We start from the raw sequence: 24,723 nt of genomic DNA, 5'->3' as shown, positions 1-24,723 counted from the left end.
CTGCCGGGCAGAGCCGCCGTCCGCCTTTGCCGTTCCCGGCTTAGGCCGCAGCATTTTGCTGCTTCCTGCGGAACCGGGACGGCCCGGCGTGCGCCGGGCGGGGACGGGTATCGTCCGGAGCGGGTTCCGCGCCCGGCAGGGCCCGCCGCAGCACCGCCTCGAACCGGTCAGCGATCGGAACAATCCCGAACCGGCTTTCGGCCAGCTCCCGGCCCTTGGCACCGAGTCTTTCCGCAGCTGCCGGGTCCTGGTTCAGGGAACGGAGCCAGACGACGGCTCCTGCAACCCCAAACTCGGTGGGCGGGCCAACGTATCCCTCCGCCGCAAGGATGTCCGCAGCGGCCGGGTTGTCCTCCGGCATAAGTCCCAGCAGCGGCCTGCCCGCGGCAAGCGAGGACAGCACCTTGCTGGGAATGGAGAAACGCGAAGCCTCCGGTTCCAGGATGGTGACCAGCACGTCCGCGGACCCGAGCATGTCCGGCAGGTCTGCCGCCGGCTGGAAGGGCAGCAGCGTCACCGGCAGGTCAGGGTCCTTCAACAGGTCCGCACGGAGCATCTCGATGCCCTCCCCTTCGGAGGCCACAATGAGACGTGCCGGGAGCCCGGCGGCCAGAGCCGACCGGAGCAGGTCCGAGAGCAGGAGCGGATTGTGCTTGCGGCCAAGTGTGCCCGCATAGAGCAGCCTCAGCTCCGGTTCTGCCGGCAGGTTCGCCGCTGCCCAGGCGTTGCTGCGCGGCCGCGGAACAATCTCTTCCAGCGGCGCCCAGTTTGGAATCACCGAAACATGTCCGGTGTCCAGCCCCCACCGGCGGTAGGCGAGGCGGAACTCCTCGCCGATAGCCACCACCTGGGAGGCGCTGCGCACTATGCCGGCTTCGATCCGGCGGACCAGGGCGCTGCCGGAGCCGGCAGCGGGTGCCGGCAGCCGGCGGGCCAGTTCCTCGGAGATCGCGTTGCTGAACAGGTCCTGGTGCCACAGCAGCCAGGGCTGCCTGCTGCGCACGGCCGCCCGGCGGAACTGGTCCAGGGCGAACAGCGGGACGTTGCACGCCACGATGCATTCCGGGGCGCTGCGACGGTTGTGTTCCAGCCAGGTGCGGGCGTAGGCCTGCTCAAATTTCAGCCGGCCCAGTGCACTGTACTTCTGGAACGGCGTACCGGAGTCCAGCGGCGAAAAGCTCAGCAGAGCCGGGTCGCTGTCCGTGCGCTCCAGGACGCCCTTGCCGCTGCTGTACTGAGCGGAATACACGTGGTCCACGCTGTGGCCACGCGCCGCCAGCTCCCGGGACAGCTCAGCCTGGAACGGGTGTCCGGAAAAATCATGCACCTGGAGTCGCATCAACCAGCCCCCTCTGTGTCTTGATCTCACCGAGGATCCACTCGTAGGTGCGCTCGAGGCCTTCCCTCAGCGAGATGGAGGGCTCCCAGCCGTAGATGGACCGGAAGAGGGTATTGTCGCTGTTGCGTCCGCGGACGCCCTGCGGGGCGTCGAGCTTGTACTGCCGGTTCACCACCGTGCCGGAAATCTGCTCCAGCACATCCGCCATCTGGTTGATCGAGACAAGTTCCGCCGAGCCCAGGTTGACCGGTTCCGCGGAGTCCCCGTTCATGATCTCCAGGATGCCGCGCACGCAGTCGTCAATGTACATAAAGCTGCGGGTCTGTTCGCCGTCGCCCCAAATCTCAAGGTCCGGATCACCGGTGAGGGACGCCGTCGCGAACTTGCGGCAGAGTGCTGCCGGGGCCTTCTCCCGGCCGCCTTCCCACGTACCTTCCGGCCCGTAGACATTGTGGAACCGGGCCACCCGGGTCTGCAGCCCGTAGTCCTCCTGGAAATGCCGGCACATGCGCTCGGTGAAGAGCTTTTCCCAGCCGTAGCCGTCTTCGGGCTGGGCCGGGTAGGCATCCTCTTCCTTCAGGGCGGTCACGTTGGAGGTGGTCTGGTGCTCCGCGGCGTAGACACAGGCCGAGCTGGAGTAAAAGAAGCGCTCCACGCCCTGGTCCCGGGCAGCGACCAGCATGTGGGTGCTGGTGAGGACCGTGAGCATGCACGCAGCCTTGTTGTTCTCGATGAACCCCATGCCGCCCATGTCTGCCGCAAGGTTGTAGACATGCTGCATGCCGCGGGTCACCTGCTGGGCGGTTTCCAGCAGCGAACAATCCCCCTGGACGTTTTCCGCGCCGTCGTGGACCTGGTACCACTCTTCTATGGGCTTGCAGTCAACGGCACGGACTTCATGCCCTTCACTGACCAGCTTGGCAACCAGATGTCCACCGATAAAGCCGCCGGCTCCGGTAACGAGACTTTTCATAATTTCGGTTCCTTAATGTGAGACCAGCAAGCGCCGGTGTGTTTGGGTTAGTAAGCACCGACCGGACGCAGCAGCATCTTTGCCGTGCGCCAGAGAATGATGAGGTCGCCCGCAACGGACCAGTTCTCCACGTAGTAGAGGTCCAGCCGGACGCCGTCTTTCCAGTTCAGTTCCGAGCGCCCGTTGATCTGCCACATGCCGGTGAGGCCCGGCTTGATGTACAGGCGCCGGTGCACCCGGTTGCCGTACTGGGCCACTTCACGCGGCAGCGGAGGACGGGGGCCGACCAGGGACATATGCCCCAGGAAGACGTTCCAGAGCTGAGGCAGCTCATCCAGGGAGTACTTGCGCATCCAGCGGCCGACGTTCGTGACCCGCGGGTCGTGCTGCATCTTGAAAAGCAGCCCGGAGCCTTCGTTGCGGTCCAGCAGCCCGGCGAGGTCGTCTTCCGCGGTCTGCACCATTGAGCGGAACTTGAGCATCTCGAACACTTCTCCGCCGCGTCCGACTCTTTCCTGGCGGAACAGGACCGGGCCGGGGCTGTCCCGCCTGACCAGGACTGCCAGGATCAGGAAGACCGGAACCAGGGCCAGCAGCGCCAGCCCGGACAGGACGATGTCCATGCCTCGTTTGAGCAGGTGTTTTCCGCCCGCGTACTGGGGCAGCTCCACATGCATCAGGGGCAGGCCTTCCACCGGCCGGGAGTGGATCCGGGGCCCCGCAACGTTGGTCAGCCCCGTAGTGAGGATCAGCTGGACCGCAGATTCCTCCAGCTTCCAGCCCAGCTCCTGGACGTAGTCGCTGCCTCCCTTGGTGGGTCCGGCAACGATGACGGCGTCTGCTCCGAGCCTGCCCACCGCGTCCACCACGTGCTCGGTGTCCGAGACCACCGGAAGGCTGACTCCGTCCACTACCAGGCTGGAGCGCGGTTTGCCGGAGACTGCCACGCCCACGACCTTGTAGGCTGCGCCGGCTTTCGCCGCGATCTGGTGGGCAACGTAGCGCACGTCCTTGGGACGGCCCAGCACCACCACCCGCGAGAGGAAGCGTCCGCGCTGCCGCTGGGCCTTCAGCCATTGCCTCAGCAGCCACCGGGAACAGATGAGTCCCGCTGTGCCCGCGGGGAGGACAAAGGCGAAGTACCCCCTGGCGAGATCGAACTGCAGGACGAAGGAGGCGAAGACCATTCCCGCGGTGACAGCGAACGTGGCGTTAACCACCCGCTTGTATTCATCCGTCCCCATGCCCGCGATCTTCGGGTCGCGGCTGCGGTAGGTGTGCAGTGCCAGCATCCAGCCGGCGGCCAGCAGCAGGGAGAAGACCCAGTAGGTGGTGGCAAGCGGTCCCACGCGCAGTTCTCCAGCCTGCGTGCCGAACCTCGCCACCGTTCCGATTAGGACCGCAGCAAACACCACCAGGGCGTCTGTGAGGATCAGGATCCGTTCATATTTCCGGTTCCAGGCGACGGCGGAGGTCTTTGGACTGCGGGAGGCTCCGGACGGACGGGTGATGAAGGTCGGGAAGACGAAGGGCTGCACGGGCAGTGCAGCTCCGCCGGCGCCGGCAGCTACCGGCGAACCGTTTAGGGCGGAGGCCGGAGTCAGTGTGAATTCGGTTTGCTGGGCGCCCTGCCGGCCCGGAGCCTGCAGGTGTGCCTCGTTTCCACCGTGCCGGGGAGCACCGGAGTGGTGCCGGACACCGGGCGCGTTCTGGACCTCCGCAGCACCTCTCGCTTCCCCCTCCAGGAACTTGCCCGGCAGCAGCCGATGTGTATCTGCGCTCATAAAGAGACCGTCATCCTTCGTATGCAAATGCTTGCCAACGGCCATCAATGTAGAAGCGGGCCCGGGCGGCAGCACGAGTACCGGATACTCGCGTCACCGGGGCAAACTCGCCCTCCCGGATTGGGGTACTTGCACGGCTACCCGGACACTGCCCCGGAGGCAGCACACGCCCGGGTCCAGGCACAGAAATGCCCGGCGCAGAGGCCGGGCATGGATGTTCCAGGAGGTGGGGCGGCGTCCTCGACTGGACATGGAAACAGACCCGAAGAGGAGGAGCCGGCGACGGCTGGGGGGAAGTCTGGGTCTCAGCAGACTTCGACGCCGCCGGCTCCGCTTCGGGAGGCCCGCGCACATCCTTCTGTGCGGTCCTGAGTGCCGGTGCGGGAGGCAGGGTGCCGGTTGAGGACTGAGTCCCGGCGAGCCTGGCAGTACAGCGAAACCTGCTGCTCGCTCCCGCGCTGACAAAAGAGAGTCAACGGCAGCGGGCCTGGCCGCACACCAGTAGTTCCCACCTCAAAAAGTCCCGGCTTCACTCGATCGGAAAGATTCCCTACCCTATGGCCCAAACGCGCTACTTGGGCCAGGGGACGGCACTCTCTCACCCTGGCCCCGGCGCTTACCCGAACCGGAACGCGCGGATATTCTCTCCGGTGCAGCTAGTGGCCGGCTTGAACCTTCGGTTCGGCTTCCAGCGCCCGGTACACGGCCTCCAGCTCAGTACGCTTGCTGATGCCCAGCTTCACGTAGATCCGGTAAACGTGGCCTTCCACGGTGCGCTGCGAGAGCGTGAACTTCGCCGCAATATCCTTTGTCCCGGCGCCTTCGAGCAGGAGCTCGACGATCTCATGCTCCCGCTTGGTCAGCCGGACCTGGTGGACGCTGGGGCTCAGATAGGACACGGTGACCCCGGCCAGCTCCTCGCGCCGTCGGCGCAGCTGCTGAATCAGGGCGCGCTGGCGGCGCAGGTTGTTGTGCGCACCGTAATAGCGGATGGCATGCCCGATGCACTCCACCGCCACCAGGTACTTACGGCGGCGCACTGCTTCATCCGCAGCAGCGACCATGCGCTCGGGGTTATCCGCGGCGACTGCCGCTGCATAGGCATGCAGGGCAGCAGCTTCACCGCCCTCGAAACCGTCGGTAAGGTCCACCAGGCGTTTCGCCTGCTTCAGGTCCCCCACTGCCAGCGCCAGTTCCAAGATGTCCTTCTCCGCAGCCAGCTGGCCAAGCTCCCGCGCTTCCTCCGCCAAGGCCCGCACCTGTGGCGGCGGCGGCTCCTCGCTGCCCTGGGGTGCCTGGGCAGCAGCGGCAAACGCGCGGGCGGTCAGTTCAAGGGCCCGGGGACCCGAGTAGCCAAGGCCGCGCAGCTCGGAGGCGTAGCGGGTGGCCGGTGAAGTGTCATCCACCACCGCGGCCGTATATCCGGCTATGGCCAGGGCATACGGAAGCAGCTGTTCAGGGTCGCGTGCCCGCAGCGCCTCCACCGCGGGCCGCAGCCGGCGCAGCCCTTCCCGGAACCGTCCCTGGTGAATCTCTAGGGCGCCTTCCAGCACGCCGATGCTGCCGCCGTAGGCCAGCAGGTGGGGCGCCGGCGCGCCGAGCTCCGTGCTGAGCAGCTCACCGAGTTTCTCGAAGTGGCCGCCATGAAGCAGAGCAAAGCCGCGCCGCAGCCAGACGCTTCCACGCACCCGGCTTTGAGCCCGCGGCTCGCCCTGCAGCTCGTTCTGAGCCTGCCCGGCGGCGTGCAGGGCTTCATTCACGGCGCCGGCGGCCGTATGCCTTTCGCAGACCAGGGCATAGCCCAGGGCCCGCAGTTCGTGCCGGGCCACGGACGAGCGCGGGTTTGCCGCATCCGCCTCCAGCAGCTTCGTGACGGCGGCTGCCGATCCCCCGGGAACCAGCAGGTTCCCGTCGCAGAGCCCGGCCCACAGCGCCAGGACTCCGCCCCCGGCAGCCAGCCAGGCGGCCCGGTGGCCGTCCGGATCCCCCGTGCCAAGTTCAGCATCGCGGGCCAGCCAGTCCCCGGCCAGAGCGCGCAGGCGCTCCCCGGCCTGGTCGGAGCACGCGGCCAGCTGGGCGGTGGCCAGCACTGCCTCGTCCAGGGTCTGGATGTCCGGGGCGGCGGCAACGGCTTGTTCGAGGCCGGCCCGGGCCTCCGACAAGTTGCCCAGCGCCAGCTGGGCGCTGGCTGCTTCAACGCGGGCCCGGACAGCCAGCGGACCGGACTGGACCGCAAGTGCCAGGCGCAGCGCCAGCTCTGCATCGCCGTCGGCATTCGCTGCCTTCGCGGCCTGCAGCAGCCCCTCGTCTGCGGGGGCGCCGCCGCAGTCCAGCGCCCAGGCTGCGTGGCGAGGATCGTGCAGTTTCGCCAGGCCAGATGCGCCTGTTTCGATTAGCTGCCGGCGGATTTCAATACTGCGCATGGGCGGCACCAGGGACCGGATGGCATCCGCGTGCAGCGGCTGCGCCATGCGGAGCTGGTCCGGCGTACCTGCAGCCGGAACCAGAAACCCGTCATCAACAAGGGTCTGCACCGAGGCCTGGTCCGCGGAAGAGCCCAGCACCTGGCGCGGCAGAACACCGGCCAGCGCAACCATCTCCAGCACTGCCCGTTCCTTCTCCGGCCGGCTGGCCAGCAGCCGCTTGGCGAGGTCCTGCACAGTAGGCTCCAGCACCCCGGGCATGGACCGCAGATACCACGCATCGTTGCTCTGAAGCAGTTCACCGCGCCTGCGCGCCCCGGCCACCAGTGCCTTGACATACAGCGGGTTGCCCCCGGAAACCCGGGCCAGGACGGCGGTGGAGGCACGCAGCACCGGGCCGCCCAGTTCCTGCACACACAGCCGGTGCACGGCGTCGAGTGAGAGCGGTTCCAGGTCCAGCCGGGCGAGCAGCCCGTCGCGGGCCAGGGAAAGCAGTTCCTGGATATTCGCGCTGCGGCTGCGGGAGAGGATCAGCAGCCGCAGTTCACCGGACATAACCAGCTGAACCAGGACGTGGCTGGAGGATTCATCCAGGTGATGGGCGTCGTCGACCACGAGAAGCGCCTGCGGGTGCCCGGCTTCGGCACGCGCACGGAACCATTTGCGGATATTGCGCAGCACGACCAGCGGCGAATCCAGGTCCTCCGCCATGGCCCGTTCCATGAACGGCGTCAGCGCTCCGTACGGAATGCGGGCCATGACCGGACTGCTGTGGATCCGGTATGGCGTCACAATGCCTTCCAGCCGGTACAGCACCTCCTCAGCCAGGGCACTTTTACCCATTCCTTCCGGAGCCAGCACGATCGCGCCGCGCAGCATCGGATCAAGCAGGTGGTTGGCCACAGCCTCCGCTTCGGCGCCCCGCAGCAGTGCGGACGGTGTAGTTGATGACTGGACCTGCATTACCGTGCCCCCCGTACAGCGCCGGCCTGGCTGGCCGGGTGGTTCGCGGTCAGCAGCCTTGCCAGTTCCCTCCGGCTGCCCACATGCAGCTTGGAGTAGATCTGGTAGAGGTGGCCTTCCACGGTGCGGACCGAGATTGAAAGCTCCGCGGCAATGTTTTTGTTGCTGGTTCCCGCAGCTGCCTGCCGGGCAATCACCCGTTCACGTGCGGTCAGCCCGCGCAGGCAGTCTTCAACCTCGGCGTCGCTCTCTGCCTCACCGGACTGCATGCGGCGGGTGCGGTGGATAAAGCGCACGGTCGCCCGGTCCCCCGATCCGGCTGCGATTTCCAGGGCGCGCTCCCCTGTCTCCCGGGCGAACAGTTCATGCCCGAGTGCCGCGGCGGCATCCGATGCGAGCAGCAGCTGCTGCGGGTCGCAGCCGGCTGCTCCCTTGGCATAGTCCTCACACAGCCGGGCGAAGCGTCCCTGCAGGCCGGAAGCCACATCCAGCAGCTGCTGGGCCGCCACGGTGTCCCCCAGCCGGACGATGCTGAGCAGACTCAGCAGGGCGTAGGCCCCGGCACCGCGTTCCTCATCCCGGTTGGCCATTTCCGCCAGGGCCTCACCGGAGTCCTCCGAGCCGAGCAGGCTCCGGGCCAGGACAGTGAAGTGGGCGGCTGTGCGCTGCAGTGCCCACGACGGCGTGGCAGGCGCAGTATCGGCAGTCCGCAGGTGGCCCTCGGCCCGCTCCCGCTGACCCTGCAATGCGGCGGCATACGCTGCCACGGCACTGACGGTGTGCAGCAGTCCGCCCGGGTCCGAGATGGCCAGCTGCCTGACTGCGGGAAGCAGCCGGGCAGTGGCCGCCGCTCCCCGTCCGGCGAAGGCATGCAGCACGCCTTCGCAGACTTCATGCAGCGTCCCGCCGAAACTTCCGGCACCTTCCAGGCCTTGTCCCCGGGCCAGGAACTCCGCTGCGGCGTTCAGCGACCCGGTGACCATCAGCACGTGCAGTATCCGGGCCTGCGCCTCGGCAGTCTCGGCCTCGTCCAAGTCCGGCTGGCTCCCGTCGGCGAGCATCGGCCAGAGGGCAGCGGCCAGTTCAAGCGCATCGGACTGCCGGTCGGTCATCCCCCAGGCAACGCAGAGCCAGGAGCCGACTACGGCGCGGAAACCACGGCCGTTTTCATCTCCGCGGGCATACACGCCGGAAAGGAACGCAGCGGCCTGCCGGTACTGTCCGTGCTGGGCCAGGCACCGTGCCCGGGCCAGTATCAGCTCCCGCTTGAGCTGTGCTGCTTCACCCCGCGGCAGTCCGCTGGCACTCAGCGAGGCCAGGATCCGCTCGGCGTCGTCAAGGCGGGAACCGTGACCGTCGTCGGCGCCGCTGTTCACGAACTGCCGCACCGCGGAAACCCGGCACTCGGCTGCAGCCTCAACCAGCAGCAGGCGCACCGTGTCCGGGGACGGCACCCCCGGTTCGTCGAAGGTACGGTGCCGTGCGGCTGCCGCGGCCGCACCGGCGGCATCACCGCGGCCCAGCAGTGCGCTGGCCAGTTCCAGCACAGCCGGAGTTGAGGAGAGGTGACCGGGATCTGCCGTGATGAATTCTTCGGCTGCGCGGTGGTCCCCGGCTGCATTGGCCGCACGGCCGGCGGCGAGGGCCAGTTCGGCCGGCACCTTTTTCCCGGCGGAAAGCAGCCAGCTGGCGGCGTTCGCGGGCCAGGAGATCTCAGGGTCCGGCGGGAGCGCATCGAGCAGCTGAAGGCGCCTCCCTGCCTCGATCTGTCCCCTCAGCACGGTTCCCAGGCCCTGGTCAACGAGGGTCAGGGCGGGGGTGCCGGCGTGTTCCAGCTGCAGCAGCCCGGCTTCCTGCAGGGCGTCGACTTCCCGGCTGTCCAGCTGCTTCAGGACCTGGGTAAGCGGCAGCGCTCCGGCAAGGGCAAGCAGGTCAAGCAGTTCCCGCTGGTCCTGGGTGAGTCCGCTGAGGCGGGCGCTCATCGCCGAGTAGAGCCGGGGGAAGGCACAGGGCCGGGACTTGTCCAGCACCCAGACGCCGTCCACACACGTTACCCTCCCGCTGTCCTGGTAGTCCGCGGCGGCGGCCAGGAGCATGTTCGGGTTGCCGCGGCTGACCCGGGTGAGGTCTTCCGCCGCAGCCCGGCTGATGGGACCCCGCAGTTCGGCCTCAAGCAGGTGGGCGCACTCGGAAGGCAGCATCGGCTCCAAATCCAGCCGGGTGAGTAGTCCTTCCCTCCACAGGCCCATGAACTCGGCCGGTGCTGCGCTGAAATCACGGAAGGCGGCGAACATGTGGGCCGAGCGGTTCACCACCATCTGGCTCAGGACCATGGCGGAGAACTCGTCCAGTTCCTCCGCGTTGTCCACGGCCAGGATGACCGGACGTCCGGCGGCCCGTTCGCGGATGAGGTCGGTGAGTCCGCGCAGGATCAGCACGGGATGGGAGGCCTCTTCGGGTTCAAGCTCGGAGAGCATAAAGGTCAGGGCGCCGAAGGCCGTCTTGCCGGCGAAGGCAGAGCCCCGGACATTGACGATGTAGGCGTCCTGTCCGTGCACGGCCAGGACGTGGCGCATCAGGGCGCTCTTGCCGCTGCCGGCTTCGCCAATGATCAGGCATCCGGAAGCGGGCGAATCAGGACGCAGCCGTTCGGTCATCGCCTGGATCAGGCCGGTACGGCCCAGGAACGGTGCTTCCTGTCCCTGCGGTCCGGGAGCAGAGTCCCACAGCGGCGGACGGTGCGCCATAAGTGTGTAGGCGCCGGACGAATGATGCTTCTCCACAATGAGACCTCTTCCTAGCAAGCCAACTCGCCCGCGAAAGCAGGCGATCAACAGACTAGGTAGGGCAAGTAGTGGCTGCCTGAGTAGGAATCACCAGTAATCAGCAGTCCCTACTCGGATTACACCGGTGTTATTTCAGGCCGCTACTTGGGCGGCAGCGCGGAGAAGCGCTTCGTCTACTTGAAGTACTGGCCCGCCTCCCCCTCCCGCCTCACCGCTCCGTTCCCGAGGAGCCGGCGGAGTTCAGCCCGTCCGGAGACATGGAGCTTTTGGAAGATCCGGCCCAGATGCCAGTCCACCGTCCGCGGAGACAGGTGCAGGGCGCTGCCGAGCCGGGCGCTGCTGGCACCGGAAGCTGCCCGTGCGGCAAGGTCCCGTTCGAAATCGGACAGGTTCGCCAGCCGGCTTTCCAGGCTGTTGGCGTCGGCGAGCATCCGGTAGCACTCATTGGCAGTCATCCGGGCCCGGCGTGAGAGTTCGCGCTGGTTTCCTGACTCTGCAGCTTCCTGTGCCGCGGCGGCCGCTTTGTATCCGTGCCCGTACAGGCCCCGGGCCAGCAGTGCCTCAGCGGACTCGAACAGTGCTTTGCCCGATCCCTGCCAGAGCCCCGCTCCGAGCCGTTCCCACATGCGGGCTGCGGGACCGTCCCCGGCAGCCGCCGTGGTTTCAAGCAGTTTTGCGGCAGCCGCGTCCCCTGCCAGGGCTGCCGAGGAGAGGCACAGGACAGCTGCCGGAAAGTTCCCGTTCCGTGATGCCCTCCTCCCCTGGTCCGTCAGCTGCTGCGGCAGGTCACCGTCAGGGGCGAGGCTAAGCACGGCGGCCAGCTGGAAATAGCGGGTGGCCGCCAGTACGTATGCCGCCGGAGCCGTTTTGAACTCAGGCACGGCAGCGAGGTGTTCACTCATCCTGTCCCACTCCTTGCGCTGCGCGTAGCAGTAGGCCATGGCGGCGAGCGCCAGCGGAAGCAGGCCGCGGGGATCATCGACCTCCAGCTGCCGGTGTGCCGGAACCAGGCAGCCCAGCGCTGTGTCCGCCCGCCCGGCGATCGCGTGGATCGCTCCGGCAGGCAGCTCAGACCAGGCGCTCAGGTGGGTTTCCAGGTATGGCAGCCGCCTGGCCTGGTCCAGCAGTGCGAGGGCGCGGGCGGGGTCCGCGCACATGATGTGGGTGCAGACGATTCCGTCGAGGATCTCCGCGCCGGCAGTCAGGGGAAGATCCCGGGCCTGCTGCAGGCTTTCCCAGAGTTCCGCGGCCTCCTGCTGGGCTTCCTGCGTTCTGCCGCTAAGCGCCAGCAGCTGGCACCGGCAGGCACGCGCCTGCAGAACGACGTCGGCAGGTGCGCCCGCGTCCAGGCAGAGCGCTCCCAGCGCCGCCGGTGCAGCAGCGGGATCGGCGTCGAGGACTGCCAGGGAGGCCCGGACCGCAGTTGCCTGCTGGAGGAGTTCGGTGCGGCCCGGTTCGGGGAGTGCCGCCGACGCTGCTTCCGCCTGCCGCAGTGCCTGCGCTGCGCTCATATGTGGCCGGGACAGGGAACGTGCAGTCTGGGCCAGTTCCAGCAGGGCCGGCACCTCCGTTTCCGGATGGTTCATCCCGATGAGGTTCTTCAATTCCTCTTCGGCTGCCGCTGCCTGGTGCAGGGTACGCAGTGCCCGGGCGCGTTCCAGCATCAGGCGCGGATGCGGCCCGGGTGCCTGGACGGCCGCGGCGATCTTCAGCACGGTGTCCGGTTCCCCGTCCCGGTTGGCAGCCGCGCAGGCCCGGGCTGCGAGCGCCGGGTCAACGGCATTTCCGGCCGTGGCGGACCAGACAGCGAAGGCCTTGGCGGGCCCATCCGCCCAGGAGGCAGGGTTCAGCCGGGCTCCCAGCAGTTCCTGCCAGAGCTCAAAGAAGTGGCCCAGGGGAACACGTTCGGCGACGAGCCGGGCATAGAGCGGGTTCCTCAGCCGCACGGACCCGTCCCCGTGGGAAACCTCCAGCACACCCTGCTCTTCCAGGGTCTCGGCGGCTTGGGCGTCAGCGGTTTCCAGCAGTACCTGCAGCGGGATGCCGGGGCAGAGCGACACCAGGTCCACGACCCGGCGTTCCGGCGGACCGATGCGGCGGTACCAGGACTCCAGCCAGTCGGAGATTTCGCCGTTGAAGGACAGCGGGCCCGCAAGCGTCCAGACTCCTCCGTGTTCCGTCAGACGGCCGGCGGTGATCTGGTCCCGGCACAGCAGCGAAGTGAAGAGCGGGTTGCCTCTGGTCTGCCGCCACACGGTGTGGGCTGCCAGGGCTGAAAGCCGGCCCCCGGCAATCTGTTCCATCAGGGCAAGTGAGTCCGCCGGGTCGAGGGGACTCAGGTCGATCCTGCGGATCATTCCCTCCGCCCACAGCCGCACCAGATCCTCTCCGCAGCGCAGCAGGTCCGGGGTGGTAGCGAGCAGGGCAGCGGAGGACTGGCGCATCAGCTGGACGGTGGCGGTCTGGCTCAGGGCATCGAGTTCGTGGACGTTGTCCACCACCAGCAGTGTCCGCCTGCCCTCCGCGCGCAGCTCCAGGTGGGCTTTCAGGGCCCGCGATACCTGCACCGGGTTTTCCAGCGGAGTGTCCGGCATTTCGCTGAGCAGCCAGGCCAGTGCACCGTAAGCAGTACCGGAGGAGAAGCTGCTCCCCCGGATGTGCACCACGTGGAAGCCTTTCTGCACGGCCCGTGCCGCGGCGTTGGCCAGGGCCGTCTTTCCCACCCCTTCGGGTCCGACGATGACTGCCCCGCCGTTGGACTCGACGGCAGAAACGACGGCAGTGAATTCTTCGGTCCGGCCAATGAGCCTGGTCTGCGTCCCCCCGGCGGCATTGCCGGGGTACAGCTGTGGGGGAGCTACGCGCATGTATTCCTGCCTCGAGGTTTTGGGCACGGGCACGAGCGTAGGGATGCGGATCAGCGCCGCCTACACGTAGTTACTACTGCCTTTGCACCACTTGGTCCGGGCCGTCCGGCTGCGCCTGCGCCGGGACTACTTGCCCCCGGTGGACTGATACCCGTCCTGCACGCTCAGCGGTAGGGTGTGGCCAGCACGGCAGGCAAAAGTCCCGCCGGGAGGAGAGGACATTCGGCATGGGCAGCAGGATCGAAGCCACAGCAGACGTCGCCGCCAACGCGGCGGTAGGCAGCGGAACCCTCATCTGGCATTTGGCCCAGGTCCGGGAGGACGCGGTGATCGGCGAAAGCTGCGTCATTGGCCGCGGCGCCTATATAGGTCCGGGCGTCCGGATCGGCGACAACTGCAAGATCCAGAACCATGCACTGGTCTACGAGCCGGCGGTGCTGGGCGACGGCGTGTTCGTGGGACCTGCCGTGGTGTTCACCAATGACACCTACCCGCGTGCGGTGAATCCGGACGGATCCCTAAAGAGCGCGCAGGACTGGCAGCCGGTGGGCGTCGAGGTGGAAGAGGGGGCCGCGATTGGTGCCCGTGCGGTGTGCATCGCCCCGGTGCGGATCGGAGCCTGGGCCACGGTGGCGGCCGGAGCGGTGGTGACGCGCGACGTCCCGGCCTACGCCGTCGTCGCGGGAGTTCCGGCCCGCCAGGGGGGGTGGGTGGGTCCGGCCGGGCGTCCGCTGGTGGCCGGGCCAGGGGCGGAGGAGTTCACCTGTCCGGTGACCCAGGCCGGCTTCCGGCTCCAGGATGGCGGGCTGGTGCCGGTTTCAGGCCGTGCCGCGGACACGGCTGCAGTCCCCGACTGAACCCGGCTGAACCGCTGGTTCCCCGGACCAGCAGGGTTTTGCCTGACCAGCGACCCTACCCGGGTATGGCTTAGCAGAATTACTGTCCCTGGCCAGTACTCCCCACGCGGAGACCAGTAGCAGATACCCAGTGCCCCTGAACGGGCCCGCTCCTATTCTCGCTGCGGTAGCAACGAGGTGGAGGAGAGGGACTTGGCAAAGTTTGGCAAGAGAACGGGCACCGCTGTGCCCACAGGGCCGGGAACCGACTCCACCCACAGCAGCACACGGCTGGTCCTGGCGGACATGCAGATCGATCTGCTGACCGCCGCGGGGGCAGTGGGCACCATAGTGGACCGGGCGCGCCGCGCCCAGGGGCCTCCGCTGGCTGTGGCCTCGGTCAACCTGGACCACCTGCATTACTTCGGCACCGGCGGACGCTGGGTCGGCGCCCTGGACGGCTGCGGGCGCTCCGGGCCCGTGGAATGGCTGAACATGGTGGACGGGGCGCCGATCGCGGCCCGTGCCAGTGCCCTCACCCAGCGCCAGTGGCCGCGCCTGGCCGGCAGTGACCTGATCAACCCGCTGCTGGATCAGTGCGAGGAACACGGCCTGAGCGTCGGCTTCCTGGGCGGGGCACCGCAGACCCACGAACGGCTCCGCCAGGTGCTGCCCCAGCTGCGCCCCAAGCTGCGCATCGCCGGGTGCTGGGCACCGGAACGCGGACTGCTGGGGGATGCTGCAGCGAATCGTGAACTCACGGCAGAGATCGCCCGCGCCCGGGTCGATGTGCTGGTGGTGGGGCTGGGCAAACCCAGGCAGGAACTGTGGATCGCGGAGAACGGCGCCGCAACAGGAGCCCCTGTACTGCTGGCCTTCGGGGCCGTAGTTGACTTCCTGGCCGGACGCATCCAGCGCGCGCCTGACTGGGCCGCTGCCAACAGCCTCGAGTGGGCCTGGCGGCTGGCGCTGGAACCGCGCCGCCTGGCACGGCGCTACCTGGTCCAGGGACCGCCCGCCTACGTTCGGCTGCAGCGCCCGGCCGGTGAGGTTGCCCCGGCGGTCCCGGTGCGCGAGGTGCCTCCGCCGGCAGCCCCGTCCCCCGCGCCGGTGCCGCACCGCTTCGCACCCGCCGACGGGTATGCCGACGTCTGTGTCCTGGCAGTGACCCACAACAACGCCGGTGACATCCCTGACCTGATTGCCTCGCTCCGGGCCGAAACCGAGGACCTTGCTGTCCGGGTGGCCGTAGCCGACAACTCCTCCTCAGACTCCACGGTCGCCGAACTTGCCGCTCACCCTGACGTGCTGGTGGTTCAGACCGGCGGGAACCTTGGCTACGCGGGCGGCATCAACGCGGCCGCGCAGCTGGCCGGGGACGCCGGGGCGGTGCTGGTGCTCAATCCGGACCTGCGCGTCCGCCGCGGCGCCCTGCTCGCCATGCTGGAGCGTCTGCGCCAGCCCGGCACGGGCGTTGTAGTGCCGCTGCTCGCCGATGAGGACGGCAGCACCTACCACTCCCTCCGCCGGGAACCGAGCATCACCCGCGCCCTGGGTGATGCGCTCGCCGGCCGGCGCCTGTCCAGGCGTCCGGGCTGGCTGTCGGAAATCGAGTACGACGCCGAAGCCTACGTTTACGCCCATCCCGTGGACTGGGCGACGGGCGCGGCGCTCCTGGTGGACATGCCCCTGGCACGCAGGCTGGGCGGCTGGAACGAGTCCTTCTTCCTTTACTCCGAGGAAACGGAATACTTCCGCCGGGCCCGCGCAGCCGGTGCGCAGATCTGGTTCGAGCCGGCCGCTTCCATGGTGCACAGGCGCGGCGGCTCCGGCTCATCGGACGATCTTGCGGCGCTGATGGCTGTGAACCGGGTTCGGTACGCCCAGCTGTACCGGGGCCGGGGCTACGTGGCAGCGTTCCACGCTGCGGTGCTGCTCTCCGAGATGCTGCGGACCGGCAAGGCCGGGCACCATAAGGCGGTTCCGGCGCTGCTCCTGCCGGGCCGCCGCCGCCGGCTCCCCCGGGCGCAGCATCCGGCAGGAACGGCGGCTGCTTCCACGGCGGATCCTTCCACGGCGCAGCCCCGGACGGACATCTTGGGGTCCTTCCCCGAGGGAAGCATCATCATTCCCTGCCACAACGAGGAACAGGTTATCGGCTCCACTCTGGACGCGCTGGCACCGGTGATTGCAGCCGGAACCGAAGTGATCGTGGTGTGCAACGGGTGCACCGACGACTCTGCCGGGCAGGCCCGCACCAGGACCGGAGTGCGTGTACTGGAACTGGACGAAGCCTCCAAAACCGGTGCCATCAACGCCGGCAACTCCGCTGCCTCCCGGTGGCCGCGCCTGTACCTGGACGCGGACATCCGGGTGCGTCCGGAGACCGTGCGTGCGGTCTTCGAGGCGCTGGCCACCGGTTCTCTGGCCGTGCGCCCGGCCGTTGATTACGACCTCGACGGCGCGGGCCCCCTGGTCCGGTCCTATTACCGGGCCCGGCGGCACCTTCCGGCGGCACGGCAGGCGCTGTGGGGAGCCGGAGCCTACGCCCTCAGCGCCGAGGCCGGTGAACGGCTGGGACTCCTGCCCGCAGTCGTCGCCGATGATCTGTATGTGGAACGGTTCTTTCCGGCGGAAGAGAAAACTGTCCTCGACTGCCCGCCGGTACTGGTGCGCCTGCCGCGGGACGTTCCCGGGCTGCTGGCAGTGCTGCGGCGGACCTACCGGGGCAACGCGGAGCAGGGAGCCCTGGGCAGCACCGCCCTTGCGAGCGCGGCCGGAATCCTGGGCGCGGTTCGCGGACCCCGGAGCGCGTTCGACGCCGCTGTCTACACGGCCTTCACGATCGCCGGCCGAAGGATGGCCGCCGCGGCGGGCACGGAAACGCCATGGGAGCGGGATGAAAGCACCCGGGCCGGAAAGCAGCAGCGGACCGTTGCATCCTAAGATCCCGTACCCCGAAACACTCCCGCCGGCGGAACGGCCGCCCGGCGGGAAGGTGCCCCGGCCGGTAAGCCGGACCGTCGTGCTCCTTGGCCTCCTCCTGTCCGTGCTGCTGGTCGCCGGAGGCATGGTGCTGGCGCGGCTGCCCGGCAGCGGCGCCGGACCCGCACCGGTGGAGAACGCCCAGCAGCCCAGCCCCGCCGCGGACCAGGTCCCGGGCGGCACAGTGCCGCAGGAAACCGCCGCTGCACCCAACACCCTTCCGCCGGCGCCGGCACCAGACCCCGACCGCCCGCTGGAAGTTCCCCCGGGTGCCGCCGGACAGCCGGGAGGTTCCCTTCCGGCGTCACGGGAACTGCCCGAACCGCGGACCCTGCTGTCCCTGCCGCTGCCGGAGGCCGGCGCCGCTGAGGGCCGGCTGGTGGACGCCTTCCCGCAGGACCTGGTGCCCCCGGTGCCGGGGTCCCGCGTGGTCTCCTCCTCTGTGGCATCCTCCGGGAACACCCTCCAGGCCGGGCTGCGCGCAGCCGCTGATCCGGCAGCCGTGCTGGAGTTTTACGACCGGCACTTTGCTGCCCTGGGATTCCAGCCGGGTGCCCGGGAAACCACCGGAGGAGTCACCACCGCCGTCTTCTCCTACGGCAACAGTTCCGTGACGGTAACCGCGGGCGAGCCCGCACCGGGAGCGGAGTACTTCGTTTTCGCCGTCCTGCGCGCCGGCCTGTAGGAGTCTCCGTGTACCTTTCACTTGCCGACCAGCGGGCCCACCGCATCAGCCGTGCAGCCGCGTCCGGGGTGCCCTTCCGGCTCTCACCGGTGATCGTCTGGCTGGGCATCGTCAGCCTGCTCACGGACGTTTCCTCCGAAGCCGTAGCGGCGGTGCTGCCGGTGTACCTCACCGGGGCGCTGGGGCTGTCCATCCTTGCCTACGGTTTCCTGGACGGGCTGCAGCAGGGCATCAGTGCCGTGGTGCGGATTGGCGCCGGCTGGACCTCGGATGCGGTGGACCGGCCCAAGTGGGTGGCCGCAGCCGGGTACGGCCTGTCCATGGCGGCGCGGGCCGGGCTGCTGGTCTCAGCTTCGGTGGGTGCCGTGGCAGCAGTGATCAGCCTGGACCGGATAGGCAAGGGCATCCGGACGGCACCGCGGGACGCGCTCATCACCACCGCGGCGCAGCCGGAGCACCTGGCCCGTTCCTTCGGCGTGCACCGCATGCTGGACACGGTGGGGGCAACTGCCGGACCGCTGCTGGCTTTTGGGGTGCTGCTGGTGATTCCGCAGGGCTACTCCACGGTGTTCGTGTTCTCCCTGGGGGCAGCTGTCCTGGGCGTCGCCGTGCTGGTGCTGCTGGTTCCGAACCTGCGTCCCCAGTCCGGCAGCCGGAACCGGGCCGCCAGTCCGGCTCCGGCCTGCGCCGGAAACCCGGGCGCAGCAGCGCCCCCGGCCGGTGAGCTGCCGGCCAGGGAACGGCGCGGCGGACGCCGAGCCCTGCGGACCCTGAACACTCCCCCGGTACGGCGCCTGCTGGTCGCTGCCGGCCTGCTTTCCCTGCTGAGCGTGGGCGATGGTTTCCTCTATCTGCTGCTGCTGACCTCCGGCGGGTTCAGCCCGGTGTGGTTCCCGCTGCTTTTTGTGGGCACCAACGCGGCGTATCTGCTCCTGGCCATTCCGCTGGGCCGGGCGGCGGACCGCTGGGGCAGGCACCGCGTCTTCCTGCTGGGCCATGCCGGCCTGCTGGCCGCTTATGTCTGCGCCGGTTTCGGCGGACCGGCGGCCACGATGCTGTGCCTGCTGGCCCTCGGCGCGTTCTACGCAGCAACGGACGGGGTACTCGCCGCGCTGATGGGCGGCCTGGTGCCCGAACGGGTCCGCGCAACCGGAATCGCCGCTGCCCAGACCGTGGTCGCCCTGGGCCGGCTGGTTGCGTCGAGCCTGTTCGGTGTCCTCTGGTACGCCCTCGGAGCGCAGACGGCGCTGTGGCTGGCGGCAGGTGCCCTGGCCCTGGCCCTGCCGGCGGCGGCCTGGCTGATCCGGTTCGTGGCCCGGCGCCCGGTTCCCGCTGCCGCAGCGGACGCCCCGTGATTACGCCGGCCGGGTCCGATCCGCCGCCCGCTGTCCCCTCCCCCGATGCGCCTCCGGCCTCCGCTGCCCGCTGGCGGGTGCTCGCGGTGGTGACTGCCGCCGTCGTCGCCGGCAGTGCCCTGTACGGGTTCAGTGCATTCCGGGATTACCGCGAGCGCTCCGCTGCGGCGCCGCAGGTGGCCCTGGAGACCTCCCGTCCAGTCCCCGCCGGGGCCTACCTGATGTTCCGCAACACGGCGGCGGGAGACGGGTACGGCCACATTGCCACCGTGCCGCTGACGGACCCCGCCGGGGCGCGCCGGATCGAGGACACGGTGTGCGACCGGATCTATGCCGCCGCTGCCGTGCGCTCCTGCCTGCAGACCACTGCCGGGGCGCTGGCCGTGTTTTCCGATGTGCTTCTCGACGCCGACGGGAACACCCTCACATCCTGGCCGCTGGCCGGGATCCCCAGCCGCACCCGGGTCTCCCCGGACGGCACCCTGGTTGCCTCCACTGCGTTCGTGACCGGGCACTCCTACGCCGGCGGCGGGTTCTCCACCGAAACCCGGATTACCGGAGTGGACGGCACACAGCACGGCAACATCCAGGACTTCACCCTGCTGGTCGACGGCGCGGAGGTCACTGCCGCGGACCGCAATATCTGGGGCATTACGTTTGGCACGGACGGGGATACCTTCTATGCCACGGCGGCCAGCGGCTCCTCCACCTGGCTGGTGCGCGGCAGTCTTTCGGCACGCACGCTCACGGCGCTGCGGGACGGTGTGGAGTGCCCCTCGCTGTCACCGGACGGGCTGCGGATCGCCTACAAAAAAGAGGTTTCCGGGTCGGCGGTTCCGCACTGGCGGGTCGCTGTGCTTGAGCTGGACACCCTCACGGAGACTGTCCTGGGCGAAACCCGCAGTGTGGATGACCAGGTTGAGTGGCTGGATGAGGACACGGTGCTTTATGGGCTGCCCCGGGAGGGGACCCCCGGGGACTCGGACGTCTGGGCGCTGGAGCGGACCGGCGGGGAACCGCAGCTGTTCATCGAACACGCCTGGTCCCCCGCCGTCGTCCGCCAGCCCTAGTCTGAGTCTGAGTCTGAGTCTGAGTCTGAGTCCTGGTCCGGATCCCGGCTGAACACCACGTCCACCAGGTAGGTTGCCTCGGTCTGCGTGGTGGGGAACGTTCCGGTGTAGGAGTAGCGTCCGCCGTTGGCCGGAACCAGCAGCGGCGTCCGGTCCCGTCCGGCAGCGAACCCGCCGGGCGTAGCGGAGTAGACGCCGGCTGGCGCGGTGTACGCCACGGTGTACTCAGTGCCCGGTACCAGGCGGACCGGCTGCGCGAGCACTGCGGACTGCCAGCCGGAGCCGCCGCCGGCCGGGAAGGTCACCCGGCCCAGTTCGGTGCCGCCGGCATCGTAGAGGTACCCGGTGTGGGGGCCGGTGTTGCCCTGCCCGCGGTAGAAGCGCAGCACACTGATCTCTCCGGGGCCGGCCACGGAGAACGCGGTGCCCAGCGTTACGGGGGTTCCGTCCAGGACCCGGTCGATGAGCGGGACGTCCGTCTGCGCGTACAGGCTGCAGGGGCAGCCGGTGTCCGGGACTTCCGGTTCCGCGGAAAGCTCCGCGGGCTCGAACAGGACATCCACCAGGTAGCCGGCTGCTGAGGTGCTGGCGGGATAGCCGCCGGAGTACGTGAACCGTCCGCCGGAGGGATCAACCGTGAGCGGGCCGTTCTCGTAAGCCGTGGCGAACTGTCCCGGGGTGACGGAATACGTGCCCGACGGCGAGGTGTACGCAGCCACGTACTGCTCCCCTGCCCGGACCGGAACCGGGGCAGTGAACCGGACGCTTTGCCAGCCGGTGCCGGATTCCGCGGTGAACGTGGCCGAGGCCAGGACGCTGCCGTCGGCCCTGAACACCTGCCCGGTGTGCGTGCCGGTGTTGCCGGGGCCCTTGTAGAACTTCAGGCCGCGGATCAGTCCGTCGGTGGAAGACCGGAAAGCAGTGCCCAGGACCACCGGTGAGCCGTCCGCGACCACCGCCACGGCCGGAACGGTATCCGGCGGGAACAGGCTGCAGCATTCGGTCTCCGGCGGAGGTTCTGCCGTGGTGAAGGTCCAAGTGCCGCTGCCGTCCGGGAGCAGTCCCCCGGAGGCTGACGCGCTCAGCTGCACCGTGTACGCAGCGCCCCCTGCCAGCCGGGCGGCCGGGGTAAACGTGGCGGTGCGGGTACCGGCGTCATAGGAGGTCTGGCCCTGCACAGTCCGTCCGTCCGGCCCGCGGACTTCAAAGGCGACGGAGCCGGGCAGCACTTCGTGGGAGAACACTCCGGATACCCGGGTGTCCGCAGGAACGCCGGCCGCGCCGTCGGCCGGTGCCTTCGCGTGCACGCCCAGGACCGGGCCGCTCCGCTCAAAGACCACGTCCACCAGATACCCGGAGGTGGACGTCCGGTCCGGGTAGGTTCCGCCGTAGACGTACCGGCCGCCGTCAGCGGGCACCGTCAGCGGTCCGAATGTGTAGCTGCCGGCGAACTGGCCAAGGTTGGCTGAGTACCCTCCGGTCGGTGAGCTGTAGGCTGCCACGTACTCCCCGCCGGCCTGCACCGGCACCGGAACGGCGAAGGACGCGCTCTGCCAGCCGGAGGAGGATTCACCGCTGAACGTCACTGCGGCCAGTTCAGCACCGCCGGGGCCGAAGAGCCGGCCGGTGTGGACACCGGTGTTGCCCGGGCCCTTGTAGAAGCGGATACCGGTCACCGTGCCGGCGGCGTCCGGACGGAACGCGACGCCCAGGCTCAGCGGGATCCCGTCGGAAAGCTGCGGCAGGGACGGAATCGTGTCCTCGTTGAACAGGCTGCAGGGACATTCTCCCTCTGCCACGTTCCGTGCGGTGGTGAAGGACCAGGTTCCGCCGGACACCAGGGCGCGGCTTTCCGTGTCCGTGGCCGTGAGCACGGCGGTGTACCGGGTTCCTTCCGCGAGGGGCACCTGGGGCAGGAACTCGGCCGTGCGGCTGGCCGCCGAGTAGCGGGTGGTTCCTGCGGCAGGGTTTCCGGCCGCGTCGCGGAGCTCAATGCTGACACTTTCGCGCGTGGCTTCCCGGGACAGCACGGCGCTGATCCGGGTGGCGGCCGGGACTCCGGAGGCGCCGTCGGCCGGGGTGTGAGAGGACGCGGAGAGCGGGGCGTTGCTGGTGGTTTCAAAGACAGCGTCCACAAAGTAGTTGGTGTTTCGGTAGCTGTCAGCAGGGAACCGGCCGGGTGTGGTGTTGAAGACCCCTGCGGGCGGCGCTCCGAAGCCGCCGGCGACCAGCAGCGGGGCCGCAGTGCTGCCGTGTGCTGACCAGTAGTCCGCCGCGGTGGCGTAATGGCCGGTCTGGGTGCTGTAGGAGATCACGTATCCGCGGCCCGCGGTGACGGCAACGGGCTCGGCGAAGACCGTCTGCTGCCAGCCCGTTGCGCTTTCGCCGGTGAACACCGCCGTGGCCAGGGCATTGCCGGCCGCGTCCCACAGGGTTCCGGTGTGCTGGCCGGTGTTTGCCGCTGACTTGTAAAAGCGCACTCCGCTGATGAACCCGGACACTGACGGGGTGAAACGCATGCCCAGCTCCACCGGGGAACGGTCCAGGCCGTCCGCCGTCTGCGGTTCCTCGGCACCGAAAACGGTGAACGGCCCCTGGACGCCCACGTGGGCGGAAACCCCGGCTGCGTTGAAGTTCCCGCTGTCATCGATGGCGCGGGCATGGATCGTCTGGGTGTCCATGCCGTGCTGGGTGTAGGTATACCGCCAGGCGGTGGTGCCCTCGGCCGCGGACCATGTTTCGCCGTCGTCGGTGGAGACCTCCACTCCGGCGACCCGGCCGCCGCCGGTGTCCGCGGCGGTCCCGGAGACGGTGACCGCCTGCCCGTTGCCCACCGTGCTGCCGGGCTGGAATGACGTGATGGCCGTGGACGGCGCGGCTGTGTCCGTGCTCCTTGCGGTGCGGGTCAGGGCAGGGTCCAGCGTAGCCGGCTGCGCGTCCATGTCTGCCAGCAGGTTCACCTGTGCCTGCTGCATCCTGCGGTCCGCGGCTCCTCCCCAGCCGTCGTGTTCCCGGTCCAGGCCCCAGGTCCACTGCACACTGCCGGCGGAGAAGACCAGCGCTCCGCTGGGCACCCGGTACTGGGTGACGTGGTGGGTGGTGGTGCCCTCGGTGACGGTATTGCCGAAGTCGCGCAGGTACTGGGGCGTGGGACCGGTGGTGGTGGAAAGCCGGGCGAGCCCGGGCGGACGGAACCCGTTGTCCAGGTCCTCGTTCGATTCGTAGCCGACGGTATGCGGTGCCAGCTCGGTCCGGGTGCCGGGATTCTGCGAGGCGAGTTCAGTGTGCCGCCAGAGCCGGTACTTGCCCTCCTCCGCGCTGACGGTGACCGGCAGGTCGGAGAAGTTGGCAACGTAGGCGGTGCCGGTGAGGCCGTTTTCGGGCAGGCCCCCGCCTTGGTTCTGCGCGGTGAACCGGGGATCGCGCCAGGTACCGGTCCACTCCGGCGCCGGATCGATCTTGGTGTTGGCCCAGGTCTCCTTGTAGCTGACCAGTGTGCGGTGGGCGCCGCCGTCGGTGGTCGAGGGTTCATACCGGGTGCGCCAGTACACCTCGTTGCCGGAGAGGAACTGCAGGTTCACGCCGGCGTCGCGCGCTGCTTCCACGTTGCTGCGCTGCTGGCCGGACCAGTACTCGTCGTGTCCCACGGAGAGGAACACGCTGTGGTTCAGCAGCCGCTCGCCGTGGCGGTCCGTGTCCACCCCGGAGATGTAGCTGACGTCGTAGCCGTTCTTTTCAAGGAAACGCACCAGCGGGTATTCGGCGCTGAAGTAGAAGTCCCGGCCGTCGTTGTCTGCCCGGGTGGTCACCGGCCGGTTGTAGCTGAGTTTGTAGGCACGCCCGTTGGCGGCGCCGCGGTAGAAGTCGGACCCGCCGTAGGTGTTGTACGCCTGCCAGGTGGGATCCGAGGTCTGGAAAACGACGTCGGCCGTGGAGGAGTCGCTGCGCACAATGAAGGTGATGTGGCTGGCCCCTCCGGTGTCCGTGCGCTTCAGCAGCGCCACGTACACTCCGGAGACGGCGTTGGCGGGGACGTGCCAGGTAGCCGAGCGGTGCCAGGTGCCGCAGTCCACCAGTTCGGTGCGGACATCCCGCAGGCATTCGGGCTGGTTCTGCGGCAGCGCGGCCGACGGCGTTACGGAGTCAATGTGCCGGGCGCCGAGTCCCTGGTACCAGCCGGTGCGGTAGATATCGATGGTGTAGGCGGAGGCGTCGGTGTCCACTTTGAAGTCCAGGCTGTCCCCGGCATTGACGCTGATGTCGGTGGAGAAGCCCTGGATGCTGGGGTCCCCGGCCTTCTCAATGTCCCATTCATCCGGGTCGGCGCCGGGTTTGGCGTTCTCACAGACCACCGGGTTGGCGGCGCCGGAACAGTCTTCTGCTGCTGCCGCCGGGGACGGCTGGGCGGCAGGGAGAACCAGCTGCGCCACGGCCAGCAGTGCCGCCAGCAACAGCGCGGTCCGGGCCGGGTGCCTGCGGCGGGCGTTCCTGGTGCGGGCTGCGCCGGGGCGGACTGCGCCGGGGCGGCCTCCACCGGGGCGGGCTCCACCACGTGCGGGAGTGTCTTCGGGTGCGCGGTTCATGAGGGCGGTGACCTGTTCTGAATTGACCTGCCGGGGTGACAACGCTAGGAGTCCGGGCCGAAAACCGGGCAAGT

General features: G+C 68.8%; 12 protein-coding genes. 5 read left to right on the top strand and 7 right to left on the bottom strand.

The features are described 5' to 3' along the window. Positions 1 to 40: 40 nt before the first annotated feature. From TVC13_RS06000 to TVC13_RS05975, 6 genes are all read right to left on the bottom strand, one after another. Positions 41 to 1,339 carry a glycosyltransferase gene (locus TVC13_RS06000; protein ID WP_422400317.1) on the bottom strand — a complete coding sequence of 433 codons (1,299 nt, stop codon included), beginning with the start codon at positions 1,337 to 1,339 and terminating at the stop codon, positions 41 to 43. After that, positions 1,320 to 2,312 (bottom strand): NAD-dependent epimerase/dehydratase family protein, encoded by a 993-nt coding sequence (locus TVC13_RS05995; protein WP_422400316.1) that lies wholly within the window; start codon positions 2,310 to 2,312, stop codon positions 1,320 to 1,322. The genes TVC13_RS06000 and TVC13_RS05995 overlap by 20 nt, the downstream gene beginning before the upstream one ends. Positions 2,313 to 2,359: 47 nt before the next feature. After that, complete coding sequence (locus TVC13_RS05990) at positions 2,360 to 4,096, bottom strand: sugar transferase (protein ID WP_422400315.1); 1,737 nt, start codon at positions 4,094 to 4,096, stop codon at positions 2,360 to 2,362. 656 nt (positions 4,097 to 4,752) lie between these two features. Next, a complete protein-coding gene (locus TVC13_RS05985) occupies positions 4,753 to 7,482 on the bottom strand; it encodes a LuxR C-terminal-related transcriptional regulator (protein ID WP_422400314.1) in 2,730 nt (909 codons plus the stop codon). Next, positions 7,482 to 10,265 carry a LuxR C-terminal-related transcriptional regulator gene (locus tag TVC13_RS05980; protein ID WP_422400313.1) on the bottom strand — a complete coding sequence of 928 codons (2,784 nt, stop codon included), beginning with the start codon at positions 10,263 to 10,265 and terminating at the stop codon, positions 7,482 to 7,484. The genes TVC13_RS05985 and TVC13_RS05980 overlap by 1 nt, the downstream gene beginning before the upstream one ends. Positions 10,266 to 10,441: 176 nt before the next feature. Continuing rightward, a complete protein-coding gene (locus tag TVC13_RS05975; RefSeq protein WP_422400312.1) occupies positions 10,442 to 13,135 on the bottom strand; it encodes an AAA family ATPase in 2,694 nt (897 codons plus the stop codon). A 227-nt stretch (positions 13,136 to 13,362) separates the two neighbouring features. Between TVC13_RS05975 and TVC13_RS05970 the strand changes: the two genes are divergently transcribed. The 5 genes from TVC13_RS05970 to TVC13_RS05950 all read left to right on the top strand — a co-directional run bounded on the left by TVC13_RS05970 (position 13,363) and on the right by TVC13_RS05950 (position 20,066). Further along, positions 13,363 to 13,992 (top strand): acyltransferase, encoded by a 630-nt coding sequence (locus TVC13_RS05970; RefSeq protein WP_422400311.1) that lies wholly within the window; start codon positions 13,363 to 13,365, stop codon positions 13,990 to 13,992. A 192-nt stretch (positions 13,993 to 14,184) separates the two neighbouring features. Continuing rightward, entirely contained in the window at positions 14,185 to 16,917 is a 2,733-nt protein-coding gene (locus tag TVC13_RS05965; protein ID WP_422400310.1) for a WecB/TagA/CpsF family glycosyltransferase, read from the top strand. 79 nt (positions 16,918 to 16,996) lie between these two features. Further along, the gene (locus TVC13_RS05960; RefSeq protein WP_422400309.1) at positions 16,997 to 17,641 is read left to right on the top strand and encodes a hypothetical protein; all 645 of its coding nucleotides are present in this window, start codon (positions 16,997 to 16,999) and stop codon (positions 17,639 to 17,641) included. 8 nt (positions 17,642 to 17,649) lie between these two features. Further along, a complete protein-coding gene (locus TVC13_RS05955) occupies positions 17,650 to 18,996 on the top strand; it encodes an MFS transporter (protein ID WP_422400308.1) in 1,347 nt (448 codons plus the stop codon). After that, on the top strand, positions 18,993 to 20,066 hold the full coding sequence (locus tag TVC13_RS05950) for a hypothetical protein (RefSeq protein ID WP_422400307.1): 1,074 nt from the start codon (positions 18,993 to 18,995) through the stop codon (positions 20,064 to 20,066). Before TVC13_RS05955 ends, TVC13_RS05950 begins: the two co-directional genes overlap by 4 nt. On the opposite strand, the gene TVC13_RS05945 is transcribed toward TVC13_RS05950, so the two are convergent. Beyond that, a complete protein-coding gene (locus TVC13_RS05945) occupies positions 20,063 to 24,649 on the bottom strand; it encodes a DUF4082 domain-containing protein (protein ID WP_422400306.1) in 4,587 nt (1,528 codons plus the stop codon). The genes TVC13_RS05950 and TVC13_RS05945 overlap by 4 nt on opposite strands. Positions 24,650 to 24,723 lie beyond the last annotated feature (74 nt).

Origin of the sequence: Arthrobacter sp. 3Tela_A (genome assembly GCF_049311025.1) — a bacterium.
Lineage (GTDB): Bacteria > Actinomycetota > Actinomycetes > Actinomycetales > Micrococcaceae > Arthrobacter_B.
The sequence above is the reverse complement of the archived record's forward strand: the minus strand, read 5'-3'. Positions and strand labels throughout refer to the sequence as shown.

Excerpts from the sequence above, each read along its gene's own strand:
- TVC13_RS05990 (WP_422400315.1), bottom strand. The coding sequence starts at position 4,096 with ATGAGCGCAGATACACATCGGCTGCTGCCGGGCAAGTTCCTGGAGGGG.
- TVC13_RS05970 (WP_422400311.1), top strand. The coding sequence starts at position 13,363 with ATGGGCAGCAGGATCGAAGCCACAGCAGACGTCGCCGCCAACGCGGCG.
- TVC13_RS05945 (WP_422400306.1), bottom strand. The coding sequence starts at position 24,649 with ATGAACCGCGCACCCGAAGACACTCCCGCACGTGGTGGAGCCCGCCCC.
- TVC13_RS05975 (WP_422400312.1), bottom strand. The coding sequence starts at position 13,135 with ATGCGCGTAGCTCCCCCACAGCTGTACCCCGGCAATGCCGCCGGGGGG.
- TVC13_RS05985 (WP_422400314.1), bottom strand. The coding sequence starts at position 7,482 with ATGCAGGTCCAGTCATCAACTACACCGTCCGCACTGCTGCGGGGCGCC.
- TVC13_RS05995 (WP_422400316.1), bottom strand. The coding sequence starts at position 2,312 with ATGAAAAGTCTCGTTACCGGAGCCGGCGGCTTTATCGGTGGACATCTG.
- TVC13_RS06000 (WP_422400317.1), bottom strand. The coding sequence starts at position 1,339 with ATGCGACTCCAGGTGCATGATTTTTCCGGACACCCGTTCCAGGCTGAG.